The 11,977-nt window shown below is 66.8% G+C and carries 9 protein-coding genes; 2 read left to right on the top strand and 7 right to left on the bottom strand.

Annotation, left to right across the window (positions count from 1 at the left end):
- Positions 1-48 precede the first annotated feature (48 nt).
- The 7 genes from KME82_RS13455 to KME82_RS13485 all read right to left on the bottom strand — a co-directional run bounded on the left by KME82_RS13455 (position 49) and on the right by KME82_RS13485 (position 9,386).
- Positions 49-399 carry a hypothetical protein gene (locus KME82_RS13455; protein WP_215494500.1) on the bottom strand — a complete coding sequence of 117 codons (351 nt, stop codon included), beginning with the start codon at positions 397-399 and terminating at the stop codon, positions 49-51.
- The gene (locus tag KME82_RS13460; protein WP_215494501.1) at positions 396-551 is read right to left on the bottom strand and encodes a hypothetical protein; all 156 of its coding nucleotides are present in this window, start codon (positions 549-551) and stop codon (positions 396-398) included. Before KME82_RS13460 ends, KME82_RS13455 begins: the two co-directional genes overlap by 4 nt.
- On the bottom strand, positions 548-1,147 hold the full coding sequence (locus KME82_RS13465) for a hypothetical protein (RefSeq protein WP_215494502.1): 600 nt from the start codon (positions 1,145-1,147) through the stop codon (positions 548-550). The genes KME82_RS13460 and KME82_RS13465 overlap by 4 nt, the downstream gene beginning before the upstream one ends.
- Positions 1,148-1,172: 25 nt before the next feature.
- Positions 1,173-1,952, bottom strand: a complete 780-nt coding sequence (locus KME82_RS13470; protein ID WP_215494503.1) for an NAD kinase — start codon at positions 1,950-1,952, stop codon at positions 1,173-1,175.
- A 197-nt stretch (positions 1,953-2,149) separates the two neighbouring features.
- Complete coding sequence (locus KME82_RS13475; RefSeq protein ID WP_215494504.1) at positions 2,150-2,746, bottom strand: hypothetical protein; 597 nt, start codon at positions 2,744-2,746, stop codon at positions 2,150-2,152.
- 83 nt (positions 2,747-2,829) lie between these two features.
- Complete coding sequence (locus KME82_RS13480) at positions 2,830-7,704, bottom strand: NAD-glutamate dehydrogenase (protein ID WP_345777993.1); 4,875 nt, start codon at positions 7,702-7,704, stop codon at positions 2,830-2,832.
- A 521-nt stretch (positions 7,705-8,225) separates the two neighbouring features.
- Positions 8,226-9,386, bottom strand: coding sequence for an acyl-CoA dehydrogenase family protein (locus KME82_RS13485; protein ID WP_215494506.1), 1,161 nt, complete (start codon positions 9,384-9,386; stop codon positions 8,226-8,228).
- A 435-nt stretch (positions 9,387-9,821) separates the two neighbouring features.
- On the opposite strand from KME82_RS13485, the gene KME82_RS13490 reads away from it, so the two are divergent.
- Positions 9,822-10,784: an ArsR/SmtB family transcription factor gene (locus KME82_RS13490; protein ID WP_215494507.1), complete on the top strand. Its 963-nt coding sequence runs from the start codon at positions 9,822-9,824 to the stop codon at positions 10,782-10,784.
- 10 nt (positions 10,785-10,794) lie between these two features.
- Entirely contained in the window at positions 10,795-11,919 is a 1,125-nt protein-coding gene (locus tag KME82_RS13495; RefSeq protein ID WP_215494508.1) for a homocysteine S-methyltransferase family protein, read from the top strand.
- Positions 11,920-11,977 lie beyond the last annotated feature (58 nt).

Consider the following 11,977-nt stretch of genomic DNA (forward strand, 5'->3'; position numbering starts at 1 on the left):
GAAGCCCGCACCACTGCACCCGCCACCGACTGATTGCGGCAGCCGACCTCAGTCGCCCATCGAGCCGCTGCCGACCTGCAGGCGATCCAGGCCCGCAAGCAACGCCCCGCGCTGCGCCGAGTTCAAGCCGTCGAGCTGCAGCTTGAGCGTGCCCGGCTGGCGCCAGTAGAACGTCACGCCCAGCGTCTGCCCGCCCTGCCCCTCATGAAAGATCAACAGGCCGCCGGCATCGAGAAACGGCCGCGCCTGCTCGGCGCCGGCGAGCACCTGCACATCGCCCTCGCCGTCGATGCCGCTGATCCGGCCGGCGGCGTCGGTCAGGCGCCAGCCCAGTTCCGGCAATCCGGCCAGGACGCGTTCGGCGTGGGCGGCGGCGATCAGGACGGCGTATCCGCTCATCGGTACACCCGATTGCCGCTCAAGCTATGGCCATTCCCGTGCATGACTTGGCTGGGCCGGGCCAACCTCGCAATGGTGATCGCACCAGCCTTGTTGAGCGAAGGCTTGTGAACCGCGCCGTTGATTGCGGCATTGATCTTGCTCAGCGTCATCTGAAAATACTCTTGTGCCATTGCGACCAGTAAGGTTCCGGAGCCTGCACAAGCTGTCCGGTCTTCAGGTCGACCGAGAACTTCGCCCAGCCATCGGGCTGGTCCCATTGCGCGGAGCCGTTCAACAGGCCCGCATGCACGCCGTTGAGGACCATGCCGCCGATGGCGAGCGTTTCGACGTGCCAAAGTTCGTTGCCGTCTTCGTCCAGATGCCACAGATCGAAGACGCTGCTGACGATGAAGCCGAACGCGTTCGCCGGCTCGCCCAGATCTTCCGGCCGCTCCACCGATTCGATGAAAGCCTCTTGGCGATCGGCGAATGAACGCACCTCGCGTGTATGCGGCTTGACCACAAGGCAGTTCCCGCCAGCACCGATCACCACCACGCTCGCTGAAGATCTAACCTCGCGGGCAAAGGTATAGGAGTGTTCGTAGGCCAGGTCGATGCGCAGCAATGGCCGACCGGCGGCGTCGGCGATGCCGACCCGGTCGTCCACCCACCGTGCCTGTGGCGACTCGGGCGACCAGCCGCAGGCGATCGCATCCACTTCCGCCCAGGCGTCGGGCAGACCTTCGAGAAACTGTGCGGTGAACATGCGTCGGTCCCGGCTGCGGCGGCGCTCAACCGCTGGTGAACTGCTCGATCAGCATCCGCTCTTCCAGGTTGTGCTCCGGATCGAACAGCAAGGTGACCGTGCGGTCGCGCGATTCGCGGATCATCACTTCGACCACGTCGCGCACTTCGTGCGAGTCGGCGGTGGCGCTGACCGGGCGCTTGTAGGGATCGAGCACGCGAAAGCGCACTTCGGTGTCGGCCTTGAGCAAGGCGCCGCGCCAGCGCCGCGGGCGGAACGCGGCGATCGGGGTCAGCGCGATCACCGCCGAGCCCAGCGGCAGGATCGGGCCGTGCGCGGAGAAGTTGTAGGCGGTGCTGCCGGCCGCGGTCGCGACCAGCACGCCGTCGCAGATCAGCTCGTCGAGCCGGGTCTGGCCGTTGAGATCGATGCGCACATGCGCGGCCTGACGGGTCTGGCGCAGCAGCGAGACCTCGTTGTAGGCCAGCGAGCCGAAGGTCGCGCCCGATTCGGTCTGGGCGACCATTTCCAGCGGGCGCAGCACCGCGGGTTCGGCCGCGGCGAGGCGTTCGAACAGATCGACGGCGCCGTCGGCGTATTGATTCATCAAGAAGCCGACCGTGCCCAGCTTCATGCCGTACACCGGTTTACCGAGCGCGCCGTGGCGATGCAGGGTCTGCAGCATGAAGCCGTCGCCGCCGAGCGCGACCAGCACGTCGGCGTCGTTGGGCTCGTGCTGGTCGTGTTGGGCGGTCAGCGCGGTCAAGGCGCGTTGCGCTTCGTCGGTGTGACTGGCGAGGAAGGCGATGCGTGGCGTCGCGGTCATCGGCGGCTCCGGGAGGATGGGCTCAGCATAACCCGTGGGCCATAAAAGAACCCCTTGCAAAGCTCCCTTCTCCCGCTCTGCGGGAGAAGGGCGGATGAGAGCGTGCGAAACTGAGCAACGCCGCAAGATATGCAGCATGGCGCGCCCTCACCCAACCCTCTCCCGCACGCGGGAGAGGGCTAAATAGCAAACGTGCTTCAGCTCACGCGCTGCATCACCTGAAACGCCGCGCCGCCGCCCCAGACTTCGACCCAGGGTTCGGATTCGTCCAGCGTCCACGCCAGCAGCGCGCGTTCGCGGTTCTGCTCCCAGTCGCCGTCGGGCCACGGGAAATGCCAGCCGCCGAGCACGGCGACGATGTCGTCGGCGTACATCGGGCAATGGTCCTGCCAGTGCACGAGGTAGGTATCGTCGTCGTGGCCGTCGTCGAACGCATCCGGCGGCGGCAGCGAACGCGATCGATGGGCATACAGCGGCTCGCCTTCGGCCGAGGAATCGGCCCGCGGCAAGCGCGCCTGCGGATCGTGTATGGCGAATCCGGATTCGCCGTCTTCTTCGTCGGTGTAGACGCTCAGTACGCCGCTGTCCGGGCCGAGGCCCTCGGGCAGGAACCGGCAGTCGATGCTGAGCCAGTGGCGGTGATTCGCGTCGGGCGCGGTGACCACGCCCGGCCCGCCCCACCATGCGGCGAACTGCTCGCCATCGCGTTTGAGCAGCACGCTGGCGCGGGCCAGCGTATCGGCTTGCGCGATCAGCGCCGATGCGATCGGCGCGGAATCGTCGGATGTAGCCATGTTCATCGTTCCTTGATGAAAGAATTCCGTGATGAAAAACCCAGCCACTGCGGGAGCGCCACGCGGCGCCCCCGCAGGACGGCTTAGCCGCGCGCGGCCAACTGCGACAGACGCTGCACCGCGACCGAGGCGGTCGGATAGTCCAGAGTCTTCTGCGCCGCCAGTTCGGTCAGCATCGCCAGGGTGAAACGCAACGACTGGTCGTCGCGTCCCAGCCACGCCTGCACCTTCGCGTCGGCGTGGGCGCCCGGCATCTTCAGCACCTGGCCGACCAGGATGCGCTGCTGGGTCGACAGTTCCTCGCGCAGCACGCCGCGCGCCACCGCGTGCCAGCGGCCGTCGACGGTCAACGCGTCGATCTGCTCCTGCAGCCACGGCAGACGCAGCGCTTCGCCGAGGCGGAAGTGAACCTTGGCCACGTCGACCGGCTTGAGCTTGCGCTCGCGCGCCAGTTCGATGATGTCGCAGCTCGGCTCCAGGTACGGCAACGCCGCCAACTGCGCGGCCAGCGATTCGGGCACGCCCTTGGCCTTCCAGTCGGCGAACGCGGCATCGTGGGCCGGGCGTTCGCCGTCGCCGAGGATGCCGACGCCGGCGCGGATGTTCTTGAAGCCGTCGTGGTAGCGGTCGACCGCAGTGGTGATGTCGGGGATCGCGCCCGGACGCGACAGCAGCCAGCGGGTGAACGAACGCTGCAGCGTCCAGATTACCTGCAGGGCGTCGATCTGGGTCGACTCGGCGACCTTGCCGTCGAGCGCGTCGATCTGGGTCCACAGGTCGCGCGCGTCCAGGGTTTCGCGGGTGATCGTGAACGCCTTGGCGACCTCACCCGGGGTACGGCCGCTGTCTTCCTGCATGCGCAGCAGGAAAGTCGCGCCCATCCGGTTGATGGTCGAGTTGGTCACCGCGGTGGCGATGATTTCGCGCTTCAGGCGGTGGTTTTCCATCGCCTTGGCGTACTTGGCCTGCAGCGGCTGCGGGAAGTAGCGCACCAGTTCCTTCGACAGGTACGGGTCTTCCGGCACGTCGGAGTCCAGCATCTGCTGGAACGCGACCAGCTTGGAGTACGACAGCAGCACCGACAGTTCCGGACGGGTCAGGCCCTGGCCGCGCGCCTTGCGCTCGGCGATCTCGGCATCGCTCGGCAGGAATTCGATCTGGCGATCGAGCAGGCCCTGCGATTCCAACGTGCGGATGAAGTGCTGCTTGGAACCCAGGCGCGACAGGCTCATCCGCTCCATCAGGCTGATCGCCTGGTTCTGGCGGTAATTGTCGTTGAGCACGAGGTCGGCGACCTCGTCGGTCATCGACGCCAGCAGCTTGTTGCGCTCGGGCAGGGTCAGCTTCTTCGCCTGGACCTGGCCGTTGAGCAGGATCTTGATGTTGACCTCGTGATCCGAGGTGTCCACGCCGGCCGAGTTGTCGATGAAGTCGGTGTTGAGCAGCACGCCGTGCTGCGCGGCTTCGATGCGGCCGAGCTGGGTCAGGCCCAGGTTGCCGCCCTCGCCCACCATCTTGCAGCGCAGGTCGCCGCCGTTGACGCGCAGCGCATTGTTGGCGCGGTCGCCGACATCGCTGTTGGTTTCACTGCTGGCCTTGACGTAGGTGCCGATGCCGCCGTTCCACAGCAGATCGACCGGCGCCTTGAGGATCGCGCTCATCAGCTCGACCGGGCTCATCGCCGTGGCGTTGCCTTCGATGCCGAGCGCGGCCTTGATCTCCGGCGACAGCGGGATCGACTTGGCCGAACGCGGGTACACGCCGCCGCCCTTGCTGATCAACGCCTTGTCGTAGTCGTCCCAGCTCGAACGCGGCAGCTTGAACATGCGTTCGCGCTCTTTGAACGTCCTGGCCGCTTCCGGGTTCGGGTCGAGGAAGATATGGCGGTGGTCGAACGCGGCCAGCAGGCGGATGTGCTCGCTCAGCAGCATGCCGTTGCCGAACACGTCGCCGGACATGTCGCCGATGCCGACGGTGGTGAAATCCTGGGTCTGGCTGTCGCGGCCGAGCGAACGGAAGTGGCGCTTGACCGACTCCCACGCGCCCTTGGCGGTGATGCCCATGCCCTTGTGGTCGTAACCGACCGAACCGCCGGAGGCGAACGCGTCGTCGAGCCAGAACTTGTGCTCGGCGGCGATGCCGTTGGCGATGTCGGAGAAGGTCGCGGTGCCCTTGTCGGCGGCGACGACCAGGTAAGGGTCGTCATTGTCGTGGCGTACGACATTGGCCGGAGCGACGATCTTGCCGCCGACGATGTTGTCGGTGATGTCCAGCAAGCCATTGATGAACATCTTGTAGCAGGCGATGCCCTCGGCCAGGACCGCGTCGCGGTCGCCGCCGATCGGCGGACGCTTGGCGAAGAAGCCGCCCTTCGAGCCGACCGGCACGATCACCGTGTTCTTGACCATCTGCGCCTTGACCAGACCCAGCACCTCGGTGCGGAAGTCCTCGCGGCGATCGGACCAGCGCAGACCGCCGCGGGCGACCGGGCCGAAGCGCAGGTGCACGCCCTCGACGCGCGGGCCGTAGACGAAGATTTCGCGGTACGGACGCGGCTTGGGCAGGTCCGGCACGTTGGCCGAATCGAACTTGTAGCTCACATAGCCGCGCTCGGAACAGTCGGCGGTGGTCTGGTAGTAGCTGGTGCGCAAGGTGGCGTTGATCACGCCGATGAAGCTGCGCAGGATGCGGTCCTCGTCGAGGCTGGAGACGCGGTCGAGCAGCGCCTTGATCGCTTCGACCGTCGCCTGCGCCTGCTGGTCGCGCTTGCCGCTGCGCGCATCGATGACCGGCTTGAGCGTGGTCATGACCGCGGCGTCGCCGCCGGAGAGGGTGTCGAACTGCTGGACCAGGCGCTCTTGCCCGGCCTTGATCTCGTCCTTGCTCTCGCTGCCGGTGCACGGGTCGAAGCGAGCTTCGAACAGTTCCACCAGCAAACGCGCGAGCAGCGGATAGCGGCTGAAGGTTTCTTCGACGTAGCTCTGCGAGAACGGCACGCCGACCTGCAGCAGGTACTTGCAGTACGCGCGCAGCATCGCGACCTGGCGCCAGGACAGGTTGGCGGTGAGGATCAGGCGGTTGAAGCCGTCGTTCTCGGCATTGCCGCGCCAGATCTGGGCGAAGGCTTCCTCGAAGTTTTCGTCCAGGCGATCGACGTCGATGTCGTTGTTGGCGGTCTCGACCTCGAAGTCCTGGATATAGACCGGCTGGTTGTCGACATTGAGCCGGTACGGGTGCTCGGAGATCACCCTCAGGCCCATGTTCTCCATCATCGGCAGCGCGTCCGACAACGGGATGTCGTCGAGCTGGCGGTAGAACTTGAAGCGCAATCCGCCTTCGCCGCTGCGCGTGCGGCACAGGCTCAGGCGCAGGTCGTCCGGGCCACTCAGGGCGGCGACGTGGGCGATGTCCTGCGCGGCGACGGCGGCGGAGACTTCTTCGATGTAACCGGCCGGCAAGGCGCGACCGTAGCGGTTGGCCAGGGCTAGGCCCTGCTGCTCGCCGTTGTTGCGCACCAGCGCTTCGCGCAGGTCGTCCTGGCGGTTGCGCACGATCTCGGCCAGTTCGGATTCGATCGCGGCGTTGTCGATCTGGCGGCCGCCGTTTTGGACCGCATCGCCCGCCTTCGGCCGCACGATCAGGTGCAACTGCGCCAGCGGCGATTCGCCGATATGCACGGTGGTGTCGATGTGCTCGCCGTGCAGCTTGTCCTTCAACATCGCTTCCACGCGCAGGCGCACGTCGGTGTTGAAGCGCTCGCGCGGGATGTAGACCAGGCCGGAGTAGTAGCGGCCGTAACGGTCCTGGCGCAGGAACAGCTTGCTGCGCACGCGTTCCTGCAGGCCGAGGATGCCCGAGGTGGTCTTGAGCAGTTCTTCTTCGCTGGACTGGAACAGCTCGTCGCGCGGCAGGGTTTCCAGCACGTGGCGCAGGGCCTTGCCGCTGTGGCTGTCGGGGCCGAGGCCGGACTGCTGCATCACGTAGGCATGGCGCTGGCGCACCAGCGGGATGTCCCACGGGCGGCGGTTGTAGGCGCTGGAGGTGTACAGGCCGAGGAAGCGCTTCTCGCCGGTCGGACGGCCCTGGGCGTCGAAGCTCAGCACGCCGATGTAGTCCATGTAGCCGGGACGATGCACGGTGGAGCGCGCATTGGTCTTGGTCAGGATCAGCGCATCGACCGAACCGGACTGCGGCATGTAATGCGCCGCCAGCGAGGTCAGCAGGCGCGGCTTGCCGACTTCCTTGCCGCGCAGCAGGCCCAGGCCGCTGTCCTTGACCGCGCGCAGCACGTCGTTGCCGCCGAGCTTGACGACTTCGTATTCGCGGTAGCCCAGGAAGGTGAAGTGGTTGTCGGCGGCCCAGTGCAGGAACGCCTGCGCCTCGCGCTTGCCGTCTTCGTCGATCGGCAGGTTTTCGCCCGGCAGGTCGTCGGCGACTTCATTCATCTTGTCGCGCATCTGCGCCCAGTCGCGCACGATCGCGCGCACGTCGGCGAGCACGGTTTCCAGCGCCTGCTTGACCGCGGCGGCCGATTCCGGGGTCTGCCGGTCGATTTCCAGGTGCATCAGCGATTCGGCCACGCCCTGCCCGACCGCCAGCAGCTTGCCGGCCTTGTCGCGCTGGAAGGTCACCACCGGATGGCCGAGCACGTGCACGCCGATGCCCTGATCGGCCAGCGCCATGGTCACCGAGTCGACCAGGAACGGCATGTCGTCGTTGGCGATCTGCAGCACGGTGTGCGGCGACTCCCAGCCATGAGACTTCAGCGTCGGGTTGAAAAGGCGCACCAGCGCCGACCCTTGCTTGCGATCGCGCGCGTAATCCAGAAAGTCCACCGCCAGCGCTGCCCAGCCATCGGGCTGATGCTGCGGCAGCTCATCCCCGCTCATGCGCTTGTAGAACGCATGCGCGAACGCCTCGGCTTCGGCATGACGCGCCTTGGGCAGGCGCTTGCGCATCGCCGCGACGATCGGCTCGAGGCTGACCGCCTGGCTGTCGACCGGCGGCGCGGACTGGCCGCTGTCGAGCGCGGCCTTGCCGGGCGTGGCCTTCTTGACGCTCGCCGTCTTGCTGACGGGCGCGGGCTTGGTCGCAGCGGCCTTGTCCGCAGCGGGTTTGGCCGAGGTCTTCTTGGCCGTGGCTTGCTTGGCCGATGCCGACTTCGACGCCGGCTTGGCGGCGGCGCGTTTGGCGGGTTCGGGCTTGGAAGCTTTTTTAATGCTCATGGGGATGTCGAGATCCGGATGGAATGAGGCCCACGCTTTCGCGCGGGCCAAGAGAGTGGTTATTGCTTGGAGTTCAAACCGTGCAAGGCGGCAACGACGCCGGCGCCGTAATCGAGCGACGCGCCCACCCGGGCCCGCGCGCTCACGCGCGGGCCGGCATGCGTGGCGCGGATCGAAACGCGCAAGCCCTTGCCGCCGTCCTCAGGACAGGCGGTAGGCCTAGACGAACCGAAACGTTTCATCGTCGGTGGTTTTCAGCGCAGACCGGTTTCGTTGCGGGCGATGACCAGACGCTGGATCTCGCTGGTGCCTTCGTAGATTTCGGTGATCTTGGCGTCGCGGAAATAACGCTCCAGCGGCATTTCCTTGGAATAGCCCATGCCGCCGTGGATCTGCACCGCCTGATGGGCGATCCACATCGCCGCTTCCGACGCGGTCAGCTTGGCGATCGCCGCCTCGTTGCTGAAACGGCCGCCGTGCTTCTCGGTCTGGCCCTTCTGCCAGGCCGCGCGCAAGGTCAGCAGCAGGGCCGCATCGAGCTTGCACTTCATGTCGGCGATCTTGGCCTGGGTCATCTGGAACGCGCCGATCGGCTGGCCGAAGGCCTTGCGCTCGCGCACATAGACCAAGGTGGCCTCGTACGCCGCGCGACCGATGCCGATGGCCTGCGAGGCGATGCCGATGCGGCCGGCGTCGAGCACGCCCATGGCGATCTTGAAGCCGTGGCCTTCCTCGCCGAGCACATCCTCGGCGGCGGCGACGTAGTTTTCGAATTCGATCTCGCAGGTGGCCGAGGCGCGGATGCCGAGCTTGGGCTCGGTCTTGCCGCGGTGGAAACCGGGCTTGGCGGTGTCGATCATGAACGCGGTGATGCCGCGCGCACCCTTGTCCGGGTCGGTCATCGCGAACAGCACGATGTACTTGGCGACCGGGCCGGAGGTGATCCAGCTCTTCTTGCCGTTGATCACGAACGTGCCGTCGGCCTGCTTGACCGCCTTGCAGCGCATCGCGGTGGCGTCGGAGCCCGATTGCGGCTCGGTCAGCGCGAACGCGCCGATTTCGCGGCCTTCGGCGATCGCGCGCACGTACAGCTGCTTCTGCGCTTCGGTGCCGAACTTGAGGATGCCGTTGCAGAACAGCGAATTATTGACCGACACGATGGTCGAGTGAGCCGCGTCGCCGGCGGCGATTTCGACCATCGCCAGCACGTAGGAGATGGGGTCCATGCCGGCGCCGCCGTATTCGGCCGGCACCTCGATGCCCATCAGGCCGTTCTCGCCGAGGGTGCGGATGTTCTCGAGCGGGAACTCGCCGGTCTGATCGTGGTGCTCGGCGCTGGGAGCAATCTTTTCCTGGGCGATACGGCGCGCCACGTCCTGGATCATCAACTGCTCTTCGGTAAAGCCAAAATCCACGTCGGCACCTCTCGGGTCTTGATTGCTGTGGTGATTGCCATCGCAGCCCGATCGAACGGCGCCGTCGCCTCACTGGCGCGTTGCGGCCGATCCGACCCTGGCTCATGGTCCGCGCGTCCATTCGTTGAACCGCGAACGCGAATTGTAGCTGCGCGCGCCGAATAACCCCACCCATCGGCCTGCCCCGATCTGGCGTTCGGCTGGCGCGCTTTCAGTCGGCTTTCAGACGCGGTCCGAGTCGTCCCGGCCTTTGCTGCGACGCGTCACGACTTGACCTGAGGGGCTACGGATACCAAACTTATCTCTGTATCGCGATACGTTGATGGAAGAGCGGGAATCGGGAATCGGGAATCGGCTGCAAGCCGCCGTCGCCGATGCCGTTCACCGATTCCCCATTTCCGATTCCCCATTCCCGATTCCCGTTTAAGGCACCCCATGGACCTCGAAGGCTGGTCGTCCCGTCTCAAAGTGTTCGCCGACGCCACCCGCGTGCGTCTGCTGACCCTGCTCGAGCGCGAGGAACTGACCGTGGCCGAGCTGTCGGCGATCACCCGCCTGGCCCAGCCGCGCGTGTCCACCCATCTGTCCAAGCTCAAGGAAGCCGGGCTGGTGCGCGACCGCCGCGCCGGCGTGTCGGCCTATTACCGCTTCGACGAGGGCGCGCTCGATCAGGCCCAGCGTGCGCTGTGGCAGACCCTGAGCACCGGCAGTGATGATCCGCTGCTGCGCCAGGACGCCGAACGCGTGACCGCAGTGCTGGCGATGCGCGCCTCCGACCAGAACTGGGCCGACTCGGTGGCCGGCGACATGGAGCGCCACTATTCGCCCGGCCGCACCTGGGAAGCGCTGGCCCGCTCGGCGGTACCGCTGCTGCAACCCGGCGACGTGCTCGACATCGCCTCCGGCGACGGCGTGCTGGCCGAACTGCTGGCGCCGCATTCCAACCGTTATGTGTGCCTGGACGCCAGCACCAAGGTGGTCGCGGCCGCGTCCGAGCGCCTGCGCAAGCTCAAGAACGTGGAAGTGCGCGAGGGCGACATGCACGCGCTGCCGTTCGCCGCCGACACTTTCGACCTGGTCGTGCTGATGCACGCGCTGACCTATGCCGAACAACCGGCGCAGGCGGTGGTCGAAGCCGCGCGGGTGCTGCGCCCGGGCGGCCGCCTGCTGCTGACCAGCCTGGCCAAGCACGAACACCGCGGCGCGGTCGAAGCCTTCGGCCACGTCAATCTGGGGTTCGCCGAGAAGGACCTGCAGAAGTTCGCCGGCAAGGCCGGGTTCGAGATCGTCAGCTGCGAGACCGTCACCCGCGAACGCCGGCCGCCGCATTTCGAAGTGATCGCGTTGATGGCGCGCAAGCCCGGCGGCGAGCCGGTGCGCAAGCCCGGCAAGAAGTGAGGAGACCGATATGAAGCAGTTACCGTGGATCAACCCGGAGCGCGCGGATGCGCTGGAACGTGGGTTGGCGCAACGTATCTTGGTCATGGACGGCGCGATGGGAACGATGATCCAGCAGTTCACGCTGGAAGAGGCCGACTACCGCGGCGAACGCTTCGCCGAAGGCTTCGACCGGCTGTATGCGCCGCAGGACGAGCACGGCGCGCACGTGCATGGCGAGGGCTGCGGCTGCTCGCGCGACCAGCGCGGCAACAACGATCTGCTGACCCTGACCCGGCCCGACATCATCCGCGGCATCCACGCCGATTATCTGGCCGCCGGCGCCGACCTGATCGAGACCAACACCTTCAACTCGACCACGATCTCGCTGTCGGACTACGGCCTGGAACACCTGGCGCGCGAACTCAACCTCGAGGGCGCGCGACTGGCCCGCCAGGCCTGCGACGAGGCCGAGGCGCGCGACGCGGCCGCAGGCAAGGACAAGCCGCGCTACGTGATCGGCGTGCTCGGCCCGACCAGCCGCACCGCGTCCTTGAGCCCGGACGTGAACCGCCCCGGCTACCGCGCGATCACCTTCGACGAGCTGCGCATCGCCTACCGCGAAGCCACCGACGGACTGATCGACGGCGGCGCGGACGTGATCATGGTCGAGACCATCTTCGACACGCTCAACGCCAAGGCGGCGCTGTTCGCGGTCGAGGAAGCCTTCGACGCGCGCGGCGCGCGGCTGCCGGTGATGATCTCCGGCACGATCACCGACGCCTCGGGCCGGACCTTGTCGGGCCAGACCGCCGAGGCGTTCTGGTACTCGGTGCGCCACAACCAGCCGGTCGCGATCGGCCTGAACTGCGCGCTCGGCGCCAAGGACCTGCGCGTCCACATCGACGTGCTGGCGCAGATCGCCGACGCCTACATCAGCACCCACCCCAACGCCGGCCTGCCGAACGCGTTCGGCGGCTACGACGAAACGCCCGAGGACATGGCCGCGGTGCTGGGCGAATTCGCCCGCGCCGGCTTGTTGAATCTGGTCGGTGGGTGCTGCGGTACGACGCCGGCGCATATCGCCGCGATCGTGGAAGCGGTCGAGGGCGTGGCGCCGAGGCAACCGTTGCAGTTGGTGGATGCGGCGGCGTGAGTTTCCCCTCGCCTTCGCCACCTTCCTACCGTCATTCCCGCGCAGGCGGGAATCCAGA

The sequence above is a fragment of the Lysobacter capsici genome, from assembly GCF_018732085.1.
GTDB lineage: Bacteria > Pseudomonadota > Gammaproteobacteria > Xanthomonadales > Xanthomonadaceae > Lysobacter > Lysobacter capsici_A.